Here is a 14491-nt window from a genome sequence, read left to right on the forward strand (position 1 = left end):
GCTTCCACGAGAGTGAATGGTACGTGCACAAGCCTTCCCCGATCGACCAGCTTCGCGATCCCTCAGCAGCGCCGCTGACTCTCGAGGGCATTCGCTACACGCTGTTCGATGTGACCGGCCCGACCACGACACCGCTGACGTCCGCGAGGGCCGGAACGAATGCCCTTGCTCCGGCACCTTTCCTAGGTCACACGGTGGCCTCCTCGGGCAGCAGGGCCAGCAATTGCCGGGTGTGGGTGGGGATTTCGATGTCGGCCAGCCCCTCGAACAACCCGCGCAGCGGCACGACCGTGTCGGTGAGCAGAGCACCTGCGGAGAGCGCGAAGAGCGGGACGGGGCTGTCGAGTTCGGGATCGGACAGGGCGGGTCCGCCGAAGCCGCAGAGGATCTCGGCCTGGCGGTGCAGGCGCTCGCGCAGACCGGAGAATCCGCCCGCCTGTTCGGCCACGCGGTCGATGGTCCAGCCGTCGAGGGCATGGCGATTGTCGTAGGTGGTGTGTTCGCCCGCCGCGACCGCCGCCACCGCGGCGATGGTGCCCGCGGTGACGAGGCAGACGTGGGCCAGGATCCGATCGGCATTCCACTCACCCGGCGGGGGCGTCCGAAGGTGGGCCGAATCGGCCACGGCGGCAGCGGCTTCCAAGAGCGCGTCGTAGGCATCGCGCAATGCGGTGGTGTCCAACATCAGGCGTGCACCGCCGAGTCCATCTCCCACGGGGCCTGCGGGAGGACCTTGCCGGTTTCCAGCAGGGATTTGAGGTTGGCGATCACCGACGGCCAGCCGCGCGAGATACCTCGGCGCATTTGTTCGTTCGGCAGGTTCTCGTGGGTGACGGTGAGTCGGACGATATCCCGGTAGGACTCGATCAGGAAGGTGACCACGGACGGCGAGCGGTCCTCCTCGGGAGAATCCTCGAAGGTGACGGCCAGCTTGGTGGGCGGTTCGGCCTCGAGCACCTTGCCGACGACGTCGATAGTGCCGGAGCCGTCGGCGCGGCGGTGCTCCCAGGGCGAGCCGGGCTGCCAGTCGGACACATTCTCGTGGAACCAGTACTGGGCGGTCAGGTCGGAGTCGGTCAGCGCCTTCCACACCTGCTCGGCGCTGGCGTGAATATAGGTGACGTAGACGTAGCTTGGCACGGTGGTGGTCATGGCGTATTCCTCTGCCTGGTTCTTGATGGCGCGCAGGGCATCCAGTCGGGGACGATCGAAGCCGGAGATCCAGCGCTGTTCGATGTCGTGAATCGGTGTGGGATTGATGTAGTGCACTCGCTCACGACCGCGCCGCAGCACGGTCACCAGCCCGGCCCGCTCGAGAATGTCGAGATGCTGGGTCAATGACTGCCGGGCCATATCGACCCGCTCGCACAGCTCGCGCAGCGTCTGGCCGTTGCGCTCCCGCAGCCGGTCCAGCAGCAGTCGACGGGTGCCGTCGGCCAGCGCCTTGAACACCGTGTCCATGTCGGGGTCGGATCGCACGCCGAAATTATGCAGGTATTTGCCTGCATATGTCAACACGTCGCAGTGCCGACCCGTGGATCGGCTCCAGTCATTGGCTCTGCGGTGGCGAGGACAGCTTCAGTACTGCTTCCCAGCACTCGAGTCGCCGCGCGGCCTCGGGCGGTGAGGCAGGCCAACTTGGCGCGGCCGTCGCCGGGGTCGTCGATGCGGGTGACATAACCGGCACGCTCGAGCGTTCCGATGACCTGCGCTGAGGGGATGTCAGCGGTGTGCTTGCCCCTATTCGTGGGCTTCACCCATACGCCACGTTCACACCAGCGTCTGCGACCGGGTAGATCCCGTCATCATCGGCAATGTCGTCACTCACCTACGATGCGAAATCTGCCCGCGGACTTTCGCCGCTTCTGTGTAATCTTTGTCCGATCTATCGCCCTTGAACTACCCCGGAGTGTCGGGAAGCTTCAACCTCTATGAAGGAGATCCTGGCTGCGGAGCCACGCCGAGATCAAGACCGCAGCCTCGCCTGGCTCCGGATCGGCTTTGATCATCGAGCTCCAACGCTGAGCTTCGGCGGTAGTCGGCAGAAATCCGACCAGCAACGCAGGAAGGAGCAGGCGCCGGGCAAGCAGTTCCTGAGCAGACGTTGTCTGTGGTCGGCGCACCACCGAGACATTGACTCGAACGGCATGCTCGTTCCCGGGCGGAGCACCTGGGCGATCAGTCTCAACCGCGGCGTAGCGAAACCCATGAGCGATATTGCACGACGATGATGCCATCGACGAGGGCGCGACATCGGTTACAGTCAGGCGCTCCGCCATATTCGAAGCCGTTACATTCCTCGCACTCAACCAATGTGGCACCGACAGCGGGGCGCATGCCAATGGGTCACATCACTACCGGTGCCAGCGAATCGATCTTCTTCGGGGACCAACAGGGTATTCCCGAATCACCTGGGCAGTTCAGGCGATAATTTCCGGACAGCGGTCCGCAGCTCCGCCAAGCCTGCGCGATAGAAGCGGGGGCCATAGGAGACTCGTGCTACGCCCAGGTCGCGAAGGCCGTCCAGGCTCAGGAGCTCACCAGTATTGGCGTTGACCGGAGCAGCGGATTCCGCGACGACGGCGGCAATCTCCTGCGGGTGGCGGGCTCCGATCGGGTAGACACAGTCCGCGCCAGCTTCCAGGTACAGGCGAGCCCGGCGGATGGCTTCGGGCAGGCGGTCCGGCTCCGGAATTCCCGAGGTGGGCAGGAAAGTGTCGATGCGGGCATTGATAACAATCGGCACACCCGCGTCATCGGCGGCGGCTCGGATGGCGGCGAGCCGCCTAGCCTGAATGGGCGCCTCGGCCAGACCGCCTGCCCGGTGGTCGGTGTCCTCCAGGTTGCAGCCGACGATGCCGATCGCGAGTAGGCGGTCCACGAATTCGCGTGGCGGCATTCCGTATCCGGCTTCGGCGTCCATGGAGACCGGGATCGATACCGCGCGGGCGATCCTTCCGGCGGCCGCGAACATCTCCGGCCAGGGTGCGCCCTCGCCGTCGCGATAGCCCAGCATCGCCGCGATAGCGGCGCTGGTGGTGGCGATCGCGGGAAATCCCGCCTCGGCCACAGTAATCGCGCTGGCCGCGTCCCACACATTGGGCAGCACGAGCATGTCACCGTGATGGAGGTCGCGGAGCGTGTCGGCGCGGGTCTTCAGTACGTTCGGCTGGATGGACATCGGTCTCCTCTGATCAACAGGCTCGAGTTCGGTGGCCGAGCGCGACCGGGCTGTCGCCGAGGTCAGAGCCGTCCCGTTATCCGGCCCGGGGGCATACCGGGGCCGATCACCGCTTTGACCTGGCTCGGGTCATCTACTCGGCCACAGTGGACGCACACTGTCTGCGCGGTGATTCCGGCTCCGCACACGGAATGGGTATAGAGAATCGGCGGCTCGCCATCGGCCGCCCACCGATCCCCCCACTCGGTCAGCGCGATCAGCGCAGGAGCGAGGGCGCGCCCCTTGTCGGTCAGCAGGTACTCGTACAGATCGGGATGCTCGGAGTACTTGTGGCGGCGCATGATTCCGGTCTCGACGAAGCTGTCGAGCCGGACCTTGAGCACGTTGGTTGCGATACCGAGCCTGCGTTGAAAATCGCTGTACCGCGTCGCTCCCACGAAGAGAGCGTCGCGAACGATCAGCAGGCTCCAGCGTTCGCCGATCACTTCGAGCGCTCGCGCGATCGAGCACACCTGCGATTCGTACGCCTTTCCCAGCATGTCAGCCAATTTACCAGATGACTTGCATCATGCAAGCTGCGACGGCTACATTTCTTGCATGATGCAAGCTGCACGGACACCCGCCCGGCAACCGCATCACTCGGAAAGACGATCACCTGGAGGACCGATATGAGCGGATCACTGCTGGACGGTAAGAGCGCGGTCATCTATGGCGGCGGCGGCGCGATCGGCGGCGCGATCGCTCGAACATTCGCCAGGGAAGGCGCGCGGATCTTCCTCGCCGGACGGACACGGGCGAAGCTCGAGGCCGTGGCATACGAGATCACCGACGCAGGCGGAAGCGTCGAGATCGCGCAGCTCGACGTTCTCGATCAACACGCCGTTGAGAAGCATGCCGAAGAGGTCGCAGCGACAGCTGGCGGTATCGACGTCGCCATCAACGCGGTCAGCGTCATGCACGACCAAGGAACCCCGCTGGCGCACCTGTCACTGGAGGACTTCATGCGACCGATCGACGGCTTCTTGCGGACGCTTTTCATAACGAGCAAAGCCGTAGCACCGCACATGGGCCACCGCCGCCCCGGTGTCATCCTGACCTTGTCGGAACCCGGTTCCAAACTAGCGGTCGGCGGCATCCTGGGACACAGCGTGAGCGCCGCCGGCAAAGAGGCTTTCACTCGCGTCCTGGCGGCAGAGTTGGCGCCCAACAACATTCGAGTCATCGGCATCCGCCCACACGCGATCGTCGACGCACCAGCGGCGGGGTCCTACACCAAGGACCTCTTCCGACCCGGCGCGGAAGCCGCCGGGCAGTCGATTCGGAAATTCCTTGAGGACGGCGGCATGGTGCAGGGCACACTGCTGAAACGCCTGCCGACGCTGTCGGAAGTCGCCGAGACGGCCGCGTTCCTGGCGTCGGACCGCACCCGAACCATGACCGGAACAATCGCCAACCTGTCGGCTGGCGCACTCGTCGACTGAACTGCCGGGCGTATCGCACCGCCCGGCCTGCGGTCGCGGTATGAGCGAAGGAGCTGGCGCACGACCGAGTTGCCAGCGGTCGCCCTCATTGTGGACTCCTCAGCCCCGCGTCGCCCAATGTCCAACACGGAAACCAGAAACTGGGTCGCGCCCCGAACGAAAATCCAGGGCAGACCACGGTCGGAAACCAACCGGTGGGGCACCGGTTGACATGGCACGCGATCGTTCAGCAGTCCCCTGTGGACGTGACAAGATCCCGAGGACCGGTTCGAACAGAGGTGAACAACCCACTCGCTCGGCTGCTCACCACGATCGCCCACGGCCTGGCCGAGAGTATCCAGGAGCTGTCCAAGGGCTACCACAGCTTGGGATTCGCTCGAACAACCGAGCACGCCGCCCGGAGGCTTGCCGACGTCGACAGGATCGGACTTCCGCATTTCGAGCCGAGCCCGACGGAAGTCGCGGCACGAAGGCTCGATGGTGACGTGAAACCACTCGGGGGAGGAGTCAGCGCAACCTTCCTCGGGCGTTCGGCGGGTGGAGCCCGCAGTGTCTACAAATCGGGTCACCTCGAGACGCTACCGGGCGTGTTCCCCGATCTTCCGCTGCGCTTCGGCATTCCGCGCGGGGCCGGACACCTCGCCTCCCAGATCTGGGCGTATTCCACCCCGAGCCACCCCAAGGCCGCTCAGCTGCGGCTGCCACGCGAGGACTGGTGGAAGAAGAAGACCATGGACGAGTTGCGGCGTCTGAACGACCGCTACCCGAAGATCCAACGCGAGCAGATGGCGGTCCTGGACTACGTCATCGGCAACACCGATCGTCACTGGGGCAACTACCGCACCGGCCGCGACGGCGCCATCGTGGCCATCGACCACGGCCTGTCGTTTCCGGAAGCACCCGATTCGCGTTCCGGCATTCGCTCCGACTTCGTCAAGGAGTTCCGCAACATCGCCCTGAGCGAGGAAATGATGACGAAGGTCGAAGCGGTCGACCTAGCTAGTGGGGTCTGCCAGCTCCAGCCGTAGGCAGCAGCGATACCTCTTTGAGCCTGTCGAAGATGCGGGAACGGCGGCCGAACACGGTCTTGATCCTGGCCTGAGTCCAGCGCTGGACGGGACAGCCGTGCACGAGCGCACCCTTGGCCAACTCCTCTTCGAGCAACCGCGAACTGCTCGATGGACAGCCACGGAAGCGGGGCGGCCCCACGGACCGCAACGCCGTGGGACCACCGGCGTCGAAGTCACGCTGCCAACCCGATCGCCCTCGCGTACTGCACTCTCCTGGCGTACCGCACCACACCCCGACCAGTTCCGAGCCTCGCGATACAGCGACTTCGATCTCGAGTATGCCGAATGATTCCATTCACTGAGGACGGGGCTCTGCGGCACACCGGACTTTGCAGCCAACTAGGTAGGTGGCCCGTATAGGTAGGCGCGTAGGTAGAGGTTGCACAGGCACGGATGCGAGCCGTTTCTGATTACCCAATGATTACTGCTCGTCAGCTAACGGAGAGCGATCGACCATCTCGTTGATCTGCCCAACGCTGATCAATAGGGTCTCCACGAAACCCGGGTAGAACAATAGCTATACCAGTGCACCAGCATCGATTCTTCACAGCATTGACAGGCGACCATGAATGATTACTCGCAACCTATTTTGAATGGCTTCGGCGACACGGATTATGCGCGATATATGCGGACTGGTGAGCTGCTGGCATTGCAGCGTGGCCCCGACGATGTCGTGCACCACGACGAGATCATGTTTCAGACGGTTCATCAGGTCACCGAGCTGTGGCTGAAGCTCGCCGACATCGAGCTTCGCCGTGCGATGACCGCGATCGATGACCGTGATCTGCGCTACGCGCACGCGTTGTTGCGGCGTGCGGTCACGGCGGTCGGCTTCGTGACCGCCGAACTGAGCATGCTACAGCACCTCGATCCCTGGACATTTCAGCAGATTCGGGTGGCGTTGGGCCATGGGTCGGGCTTCGAATCCCCCGGCTGGGCCGCGGTGCGGCGAACATCGCAGGAACTCGCACGATGCGTCGATGCGCTGATCCGTGACGACGGTATCGACCTCGTCACCGTGTACAAAGAAGACGCGCGCTCCGATGTCTACGAGCTGATGGAGGCATTGATCGACTGGGACGAGGCGCTGGGGCTCTGGCGGGCGCGGCATTTCAAACTCACCGTTCGAATTATCGGCCATACCGCGGTGGGCACCAAGGGAACCCCTGTCGAGTCGCTGGCCGCTTTGCTGAATCGTCAATATTTTCCGGAGCTGTGGCGAATACGAAGCCTGCTGACCGAACAGGGCCCGTTGGCATCGGACCGTTCGCGTAGCGGAACCCAGCGGCAAGACTGATAGTCGCCGTGGAAACCAGTCGCGAGTTTCGGGAGCACTTTCCGTCGATCCACGAGTCCGCGTACTTCGCTACCTGCAGCCTGGGCGCGTACTCCATCGGTCTCGAAGAAGCCATCGGCCAGATGCTGGCCGAGATGAGGGAGCCAGCTCTGGCATGGGGTGCGTTCGAGCGCGGTGTTTCGGCTCTTCGCCGGTCCGTCGGCTCCTTTCTTGGCACGGATGCCGATCGGGTGGCGATCGTTCCCAATGCCACGATCGGTGCCTACCAGGTCGCGACATCGATCGACTGGCGGAAGCGGCCGAAAATCGTCACCTGCGCGGCGGAGTTCCCTTCCATCACCAGGATCTGGCGTGCCCAGGCCGTACGCGGGGCCATTACCTCGGTTATCCCCGACGACACGTCGATAGAGATGCTGACCGCCAACTACCTGGCGTCGATCGACCAGTACACGGGTCTTGTCTCCATCCCGGCCTGCGGCTATCTGTACGGGCAGCGCTTTCCGGTGCGTGAGATAGCCGAGGCTGCGCATCGCGCCGGTTCGCAGGTATTCGTCGATGCATTCCAATTGGTCGGCGCGGAGCCCATGGCACCGATTACCGCCGTCGCTGACCACATGGTCTTCGGGTTCTCGAAGTACCTGCTCGGCCTGCCGGGGGCGGCGGTGCTGTACTCCGCTGATCCGGAACCTGAAGGGCCCGCCCCGGTGCTCACCGGCTGGATGGGCGCGCCCGACCCGTTCGGGCGCGATGCCGCATTGTTGACCTATAGCGACACCGCCCGCCGATACGAGACGGGGACACCCGCGATACCCGCTGTCTACGCCGCCATTTCCGGCCTGCGACTGCTGGAGCGGATACCAGCGACAGCGATCCGCGACCATATCCGAACACTGACCGAGGCCGCCGCCTCATCCCTGTATGGCGCTGGGTACCAGGTGTGTTCGCCTCGGTCGCCACATCAGCGTGGACCGATGATCGCGGTGCGGCACCCGAATGCGCACGCGCTGGCCGAAGCTCTGCAGCAGCAGCGAATCGTGACCAGCCCGCGGGCCGACACGGTGCGGTTCGCCTTCCACTATTACAACACCAGCGATGACATCGATCGACTCGCTGCCGCACTTCAGGACTGAAACAATGGATCTCCGCGCTGCGTATCAAGACCCGAATGCGTTCCCCTACGACGACGTCGTCGCCCAATATCGGACGGTAGGAAAACACTTCGTCCCCGAATCGCTACTGCACGAGCTACACCAGCTGCGCATGCTGCTACGCGCCGTACGCGGACCGTCGACGGCCGAATTGCGACGTTTCCTGGATGTCGTCTTGGACAAATGGGATTCCCGCTACGACTACACGACCTATCTGGCACTGCCCATACTGCCCTTGCCGGACCCCGAGGCCGTCGATCCGAGCCCAGGCGACCTGGCTCGAGTACACGCCGGCCAAAACCGGCTGCTGCTCCTCCTTCTCGCGGACCTCATTGCGTTCGAACTGGATGCCGCCGCAGGACGCACGATGCTGCTTCCAGGACTTCGACCGCCGACAGCGCTGGTTGCCAAGCGATGTCGGCTGGCCCTGCGCGCCGCGCTACCCGCGCTGCGACGGCGCGGGATCATCGGCGACACACACGCCGTCGAACCCGCCGACCTGCCGAGGTTGACCTCGCTGATCACCGACGAGGCCGACCGCCGCATGCTCGCCACGACCATGCTCCCGGTCTACACACTCCACGACGAATACCTGTTCATCCGGGTACTGCAATCATATGAATCCGCGTTCGCCGTCATCGCCGCGTACCTGCGCGCGGCGATCTTCGCCACGGCGACCAATCGTCTGCTCGACGCCGCCACCTGTGTCACTATGGCCGGACAGGTTCTGATCGACTCACGCGCTCTCTTTTCATTGTTGGGCACGATGCAGCCACAGGCATTCCTCGAGTTTCGGAAGTTCACCGAGGGGGCCAGTGCGATCCAGTCCCAGAACTACAAAATCGTCGAGTCACTGTGCCGCGCACCCGATCCCGACCGTCTGCGATCGACCGCGTACGAGTCGGTGCCCGAGGTCAAACGGCTCGTCCATGATGGACAGCTCAGCCTCGAACAAGCGTTGCGTACCGCGCGCGAGCAGTTTTCCGTCGCTTCCGGTTCGGAGCAGGAATTGGTCGACAGCATGGCCGCCCTGTCCAGGCAGGTACGGAGTTGGCGCAGAACCCATCACAGCCTTGCCGTGCGAATGCTGGGAACGAAAACGGGAACCGGTTACACCGAGGGAACCCCCTATCTCGCCCATGCCCAAACCATTCCACTGTTCAAACTTGCAGGTGACGAACACACACAAACGAATTGACGACATGCCGCCGCAGAAGGGAAGACAACATGCAGAAGACATTTCCGGGCGGAACCGGACCGGTAGATTATGACGTCGTTGTCGTCGGGGGTGGACCTGCGGGCTCTACGACGGCGACTCTCGTCGCCCAGGACGGGCACCGCGTCCTGCTGCTGGAAAAGGAACAGTTTCCGCGGTACCAGATCGGGGAATCATTGCTCCCCGCGACGATTCACGGCATCTGTCGCCTCCTCGGCGTATCCGAGGAGCTGGCCGAAGCCGGGTTCACCACCAAGCGGGGCGGAAGCTTCCGCTGGGGTCGAAATCCCAACGTCTGGACATTCGCGTTCTCTGTGTCACCGCAACTCGCGGGTCCCGCCGACTACGCATTTCAAGTCGAGCGGATGAAATTCGACAAGATCCTACTCGACAACGCGTCCCGCTGTGGCGTGACCGTACGATATCGATGCCAGGCGGTGGAGGTCCTACGCGAAGGCGACCGTGTCACCGGTGTTCTGTACACCGACGATACCGGCGTGGAACGCGTAACCACCAGCAAGTGGCTCATCGACGCATCCGGCAACACCAGCCGTCTGCGCGACAGCGTGGGAGGCCACCGGTCGATGTCGCCGGATTTCCGCAGTGTCGCACTGTTCGGATACTTCGCCGGCGGCAAGCGCCTACCGGCACCCAACTCGGGCAACATCCTGTCCGCGTCCTTCCCCAGCGGCTGGATCTGGTACATCCCCCTGGCACGCGATCTCACCAGTGTGGGAGTCGTCGTCCGCAGTGACCACGTCCATCGCCTCCATGGTGACAAACGAGCCGCCTACCACCAAATGATCGCTGAGTGTCCGATCGTGCACGACTACCTGAAGGGAGTTCCGCCCGCCACGACACCTCCCTACGACCGCCTGCGCACGCGCAGAGACTACTCGTATCACCATACGACGTTGTGGTCACCGGGGATGGCCTTGGTCGGCGACGCCGCAATGTTCGTCGACCCGGTCATATCAACCGGCGTACACCTCGCGACCTACGGCGGCCTGCTCGCCGCGCGGGCCGTCAATACGGCGCTGGCCGGCGACATCGAAGAAGCGGCATGCTTCGCCGAATACGAGGCGCGTATGCGCCGCGAGTACCGCAAAATCTACGATTTCCTCGTCGCGTTCTATGAAACACACGACGAGCAAGCCTATTTCCGTGCAGCGCAGCACGTCACAGGCAGGACAGGCGACCCGCTCGAGGCATTCGTCGACCTCGTCGGCGGCATCGCCTCCCATGACAAGGCGCTACCCGACGGCTCGCCGCTGTCGGCCGACGCGAAGGACATCGACGCCATAATCGGCCGCACCCACGACGACGGCGACGTCATCGGTTTACACCATGTGCCCGTGATAGCCGAGGCGCTCGGCGAGACCATCGCCATGCGGCAACTACGTCCCGGAAAGCCGGAGCACGACGGCAACCCACTGCTCGACCGTGGACTCGGTGTCTCCGCCGACGGACGCCGATGGACGATCCCGGCACGGGCTGTCGACACGCCCCCTACCTGAGCACCGGGGTTCTTCTCCCACGGTCGATCAGTACAGCACTCGCCGTCTAATCGAATATCCTCCGACCTCTCGGCGGTGCGAGTGTTCCAATTGAGGCTCGTTGAAGAAAGCACAGTTGATGCTGCTCGAGCTGCTCGAGCGAACGGCAAATGCAGTCACCCACATCGCTCAGATCAGTAACAGAACCCTATCGGATGCCGCTCATAGCACGGGCCATGCAGCCAGAGCATTGATACGCGGTGACCGCGATGCGTCGCAATCTTTTCCGGAGAAGGCGACCGATACGTCAGGTGACCATGCCGAACCGTTCGTTACGGACTCGCCTCGAGGTGACCTTGACCACGACCCACCCGATTCGGATCCTGAACTGACCGCCCGATTTCGCCACGACTTCGGAATCAGCGCCGGTGCGGGTCATCCCAGCGAACTACCTGTGATGCTGCGCGGATTCGCGGCATTGCAGCAATTGAGGGATCGCTACGGCGATGCTATTACATTCCATGGCTCTCACTTGAGTTTGACCAGGTTAGAGCCGCGGCAAGCGACCTGGGGACTGGATCCACCGGTTCCCGACGGCGCTCCTGCAATCTGTGTGGACAAGGGATATGAGATTCCCGTGTTCATGAGTCTGTTCAAACGCTTGGGCGACCAGAACGTGAGGCTCGCGTATTTTACCGACGACGTCGGCGAAGTCCACTACTACGTTGAAGGTATCCGTAGCGGCGCTATCGATACGGATTCCTTGATCGGTTTCGTTCATGTCTTGCCCAGAAAGGCCTTCACCGAAATAACGCTCCCCATCCCCGAGGGGTTCGACGGTCCTGGGAAGGACCACCAGCGGAACCCCGAGCTGCGCGCATTCGAACCCCTGAAGCCACTGGCCATCGTTGAAGTCAGATTCTCAGATTTCCCCAGGCCTATCGAGTCTGATCCTCCGTGAGCTGTGGCGCGTGGTGAGGGCAAGTCGCCATACCCTGGTCGACGAAGGCATCGGCCAGGTTCGCACTATTCGGCTGAGCGATGCCGAATCAGTGGAGCCGCTGCTGCGGAGCTACATTTCCGACTCCTCGAAAGGGTCCTTAATGATGTATTCGAAGAAGTCCCACCGTGCCGTACCGGCGATCGCGACCTACAGCCTCCAGCTGACGAAACTGGATTCGGTGCCATCAGTGAACTACATGCCCCGGAGGCAAGCGAGCACAAGGACAAGTGCCCTTCGCTGCATCTACACGGCCCGATCACCTGGACGTGGCTCGGACAGGATTTCGCGTGAACACCGGTAGGGCACTCAGCGATGCATGGCGTAAATTTCGCGATCGTCTGTCGGCAGAGATCAGCAGAGGAGGTAAGGCTGCATCAGACATATCCCGAGCAGCCAGCAGCACCCCGACACGCGCCGCCGCTAATACACTCGAATCCAAAGACGATAAAATCGGAAAGTTGATCGCTGCGTCCGGGGAAGAGGGGAATAATCAGCTTGCCGCAGCGCCTGCCAGAAAGTCTCACTATCGACTCGGCGATGACGGACCGGCCCCCAACCTATCGGGTTCGTCACACTCAGACCGTAAGGCGAATAAGAAAATTCAGAAACAACTTATGGCTATAAAATCAACCACTGTATACGGTTTCGACGGCAGGGGCATTGACACGCGCACAGTTAAAGAAATAGCAAAAGCCTTCGAGGCATTTCATGAAAAGTATCCATACGCAACAATTCATAGCCTTGGCATAGACAATCCGCAGGGCCGCCGCGGCTTTGCGAGTTCACGTGAGTTATTTATACCCAAAGGTCTCGTGGTCAAAAAGGATATACACGGTACCGCGATAAGAGTCAACAGGAACTACGCTGTCGACCGGGAATCCCTATTCGATAGGTACAGAAGGGATGTACAGGAGGGGCAAACATCTCCGGGAGCCGAACGTGACCCGGTTTCACACGCTCTGTGGCATGAATTCGGTCACGCGATGAACAATGAAGGCTTCCGAGCGGCAGAAGATAAAGCACAAACCGCGTTGGTTGAGTACTACCAGGATATATATGGTAAAGGTGACGCCCCGACCGAAACGATGAAGGGTTTCCAGGAATGGCGCGCACAGTTGAGCGGGTACAGCTTCTGGAGGGAGGGGGAGTTCAGGTCGGGAGAGGCTGTGGCCGATGCGTTTGCCGATGTCGAGTTACTAGGGTCGGCTGCCAGCGAGCCGGCGCACGTACTGCATAGACTAGCGGTCGACGAAGCAAGGTCGAGGTGGCAGGCGAGAGGATTGATATGAACGTCATGCCTCTAAATTGCGGAACCGATCAGCCTCGCCGGTCGCTTCAATCGTGCATAGTGTCGGCTGCGGTAACCGGGATCGGTTCTCGATACCGGGCTATGACCTACAACCAGTGGGAACTACTGGCCTTACTGCTGCCGAAATCCGACGGGCACGTTGTCAACTCCGGTTGAATCGTGGATCTGGCACACTTTCCGTGACTCCGGTTGGTCGGATTACTCAGCCTGGGTCCACCGGTGAATGTGGCCGGGTGTCCGTTTGAAATGAAGGAAGTGCCCTCCGAACGGGGAAGATGCGAGTTGTCGAGGCTCGTACAGTCCCACCGGAAAGGCATTTCGCAAGTGCGATTGTTGCATGCGCAGACCAGGTCGGCGGTCAGGTTCGACGACCCGAATCTCGTGTCGTGCGCTGGCTGATGGTGCGCGAACGGCCTTGTCGCGGCCGCGTCGACCCCGGTATCGGCACCCGTGGCGATCGCGGCCCGCCTGCGTGGCGGTTCCGCCGGGTCGGCACGCGGTTCGCACGTGCTGCTGGCCGAAGCAATCAACACCGTCCGCGCCACCACCACGACCGGCGAGATCGTCGTGCGCGGGCGCGCTGCCCACCGTCCTGGTGTTCGGCTGGCGGGCGCTGCTGCGGCTCAAACACATTCCCAGCCAGGCATTCGATGTCACCATGTTCCCGGTGATCCTGCTGGTCATGTTCACCTACCTGTTCGGCGGAGCCCTCACCGGCTCGACCCGGGTGTACCTGCAGTCGGTACTGCCCGGCCTGCTCGTGATGACGATCGTGATGACGACGCAGTCGACCGGGGTGGCACTCAATTCCGATATCACCAAGGGGATCTTCGACCGGTTCCGGTCGCTGCCGATCTGGCAGCCAGCCGCACTGGCCGGAGCGCTGCTCGCCGACCTCGGCCGTTACGCGATCAGCGCCACCGTCATCGTGGGTGTCGGCACGCTGCTGGGGTTCCGGACCGGCATCGGCCTGGTGATCAGCGCACCCGAGTCGATGATGTTCCTCGGCATGATGGTCACGTTCCCGCTGACCTTCGTCAGCAATGTCTTCATCGACCCCGCCACCCTGCCCGGTTGGCTGGAAGGCTTCGTGAACGTCAACCCGATCACCCATCTGGTGACGGCGGTACGCGGGCTCATGCACGGGGACCCAGTGGGAACCGAGGTGGGTTGGGTGCTGCTGACCTGCGCCGTGCTCGTCGGGGTATGCGCGCCCGTCGCCATGCGGCTCTACCGCCGGGAGAGGTGACACCGCCGGTCGCGGCCGTGTGAACGCCGGGCGGGGGCCGG

At 62.8% G+C, this 14491-nt stretch carries 15 protein-coding genes; 10 read left to right on the forward strand and 5 right to left on the reverse strand.

Going from position 1 to position 14491, the window contains the following annotated elements; all coding sequences use genetic code 11:
* Positions 1–187: 187 nt before the first annotated feature.
* Genes QMO76_RS19485 through QMO76_RS35380 form a run of 3 tightly spaced genes read right to left on the reverse strand, consistent with a single transcriptional unit; the run spans position 188 to position 1757 of the window.
* Positions 188–685 carry a hypothetical protein gene (locus QMO76_RS19485; RefSeq protein WP_306362747.1) on the reverse strand — a complete coding sequence of 166 codons (498 nt, stop codon included), beginning with the start codon at positions 683–685 and terminating at the stop codon, positions 188–190.
* Positions 685–1461, reverse strand: coding sequence for a metalloregulator ArsR/SmtB family transcription factor (locus tag QMO76_RS19490; protein ID WP_306362951.1), 777 nt, complete (start codon positions 1459–1461; stop codon positions 685–687). Before QMO76_RS19490 ends, QMO76_RS19485 begins: the two co-directional genes overlap by 1 nt.
* Positions 1462–1511: 50 nt before the next feature.
* Positions 1512–1757, reverse strand: coding sequence for a winged helix DNA-binding protein (locus QMO76_RS35380; protein WP_372342020.1), 246 nt, complete (start codon positions 1755–1757; stop codon positions 1512–1514).
* Between the two features lie 174 nt (positions 1758–1931).
* On the opposite strand from QMO76_RS35380, the gene QMO76_RS19495 reads away from it, so the two are divergent.
* Positions 1932–2231 (forward strand): hypothetical protein, encoded by a 300-nt coding sequence (locus QMO76_RS19495; protein ID WP_306362748.1) that lies wholly within the window; start codon positions 1932–1934, stop codon positions 2229–2231.
* Positions 2232–2407: 176 nt separating this feature from the next.
* Here QMO76_RS19495 and QMO76_RS19500 read toward each other — a convergent pair whose 3' ends face one another.
* Both QMO76_RS19500 and QMO76_RS19505 read right to left on the reverse strand, forming a co-directional pair.
* The gene (locus QMO76_RS19500) at positions 2408–3181 is read right to left on the reverse strand and encodes an isocitrate lyase/phosphoenolpyruvate mutase family protein (protein ID WP_306362749.1); all 774 of its coding nucleotides are present in this window, start codon (positions 3179–3181) and stop codon (positions 2408–2410) included.
* A 62-nt stretch (positions 3182–3243) separates the two neighbouring features.
* Complete coding sequence (locus QMO76_RS19505; RefSeq protein ID WP_306362750.1) at positions 3244–3720, reverse strand: helix-turn-helix domain-containing protein; 477 nt, start codon at positions 3718–3720, stop codon at positions 3244–3246.
* A 129-nt stretch (positions 3721–3849) separates the two neighbouring features.
* On the opposite strand from QMO76_RS19505, the gene QMO76_RS19510 reads away from it, so the two are divergent.
* The 9 genes from QMO76_RS19510 to QMO76_RS19550 all read left to right on the forward strand — a co-directional run bounded on the left by QMO76_RS19510 (position 3850) and on the right by QMO76_RS19550 (position 14450).
* Positions 3850–4662 (forward strand): SDR family NAD(P)-dependent oxidoreductase, encoded by an 813-nt coding sequence (locus tag QMO76_RS19510; protein ID WP_306362751.1) that lies wholly within the window; start codon positions 3850–3852, stop codon positions 4660–4662.
* Between the two features lie 278 nt (positions 4663–4940).
* Positions 4941–5690, forward strand: a complete 750-nt coding sequence (locus QMO76_RS19515; protein ID WP_306362752.1) for a hypothetical protein — start codon at positions 4941–4943, stop codon at positions 5688–5690.
* Between the two features lie 607 nt (positions 5691–6297).
* Positions 6298–7029 carry a tryptophan 2,3-dioxygenase family protein gene (locus QMO76_RS19520; protein WP_306362753.1) on the forward strand — a complete coding sequence of 244 codons (732 nt, stop codon included), beginning with the start codon at positions 6298–6300 and terminating at the stop codon, positions 7027–7029.
* Between the two features lie 8 nt (positions 7030–7037).
* Positions 7038–8159 carry an aminotransferase class V-fold PLP-dependent enzyme gene (locus QMO76_RS19525; RefSeq protein ID WP_306362754.1) on the forward strand — a complete coding sequence of 374 codons (1122 nt, stop codon included), beginning with the start codon at positions 7038–7040 and terminating at the stop codon, positions 8157–8159.
* Complete coding sequence (locus QMO76_RS19530) at positions 8122–9375, forward strand: tryptophan 2,3-dioxygenase (RefSeq protein ID WP_306362755.1); 1254 nt, start codon at positions 8122–8124, stop codon at positions 9373–9375. Before QMO76_RS19525 ends, QMO76_RS19530 begins: the two co-directional genes overlap by 38 nt.
* Before the next feature lie 29 nt (positions 9376–9404).
* Positions 9405–10910: a tryptophan 7-halogenase gene (locus QMO76_RS19535; RefSeq protein WP_306362756.1), complete on the forward strand. Its 1506-nt coding sequence runs from the start codon at positions 9405–9407 to the stop codon at positions 10908–10910.
* A 100-nt stretch (positions 10911–11010) separates the two neighbouring features.
* Positions 11011–11850, forward strand: a complete 840-nt coding sequence (locus QMO76_RS19540; RefSeq protein WP_306362757.1) for a hypothetical protein — start codon at positions 11011–11013, stop codon at positions 11848–11850.
* A gap of 329 nt (positions 11851–12179) precedes the next feature.
* The gene (locus QMO76_RS19545; RefSeq protein ID WP_306362758.1) at positions 12180–13181 is read left to right on the forward strand and encodes a hypothetical protein; all 1002 of its coding nucleotides are present in this window, start codon (positions 12180–12182) and stop codon (positions 13179–13181) included.
* A gap of 615 nt (positions 13182–13796) precedes the next feature.
* Positions 13797–14450, forward strand: a complete 654-nt coding sequence (locus QMO76_RS19550) for an ABC transporter permease (protein WP_306362759.1) — start codon at positions 13797–13799, stop codon at positions 14448–14450.
* Positions 14451–14491 lie beyond the last annotated feature (41 nt).

The sequence above is a fragment of the Nocardia sp. CC227C genome (assembly GCF_030767025.1).
In the GTDB taxonomy this organism is placed as follows: domain Bacteria; phylum Actinomycetota; class Actinomycetes; order Mycobacteriales; family Mycobacteriaceae; genus Nocardia.

Coding starts and splice junctions, on each gene's coding strand:
- QMO76_RS19485 (WP_306362747.1), bottom strand. CDS start 685: ATGTTGGACACCACCGCATTGCGCGATGCCTACGACGCGCTCTTGGAA.
- QMO76_RS19490 (WP_306362951.1), bottom strand. CDS start 1,461: ATGGACACGGTGTTCAAGGCGCTGGCCGACGGCACCCGTCGACTGCTG.
- QMO76_RS19495 (WP_306362748.1), top strand. CDS start 1,932: ATGAAGGAGATCCTGGCTGCGGAGCCACGCCGAGATCAAGACCGCAGC.
- QMO76_RS19500 (WP_306362749.1), bottom strand. CDS start 3,181: ATGTCCATCCAGCCGAACGTACTGAAGACCCGCGCCGACACGCTCCGC.
- QMO76_RS19505 (WP_306362750.1), bottom strand. CDS start 3,720: ATGCTGGGAAAGGCGTACGAATCGCAGGTGTGCTCGATCGCGCGAGCG.
- QMO76_RS19510 (WP_306362751.1), top strand. CDS start 3,850: ATGAGCGGATCACTGCTGGACGGTAAGAGCGCGGTCATCTATGGCGGC.
- QMO76_RS19520 (WP_306362753.1), top strand. CDS start 6,298: ATGAATGATTACTCGCAACCTATTTTGAATGGCTTCGGCGACACGGAT.
- QMO76_RS19530 (WP_306362755.1), top strand. CDS start 8,122: ATGACATCGATCGACTCGCTGCCGCACTTCAGGACTGAAACAATGGAT.
- QMO76_RS19535 (WP_306362756.1), top strand. CDS start 9,405: ATGCAGAAGACATTTCCGGGCGGAACCGGACCGGTAGATTATGACGTC.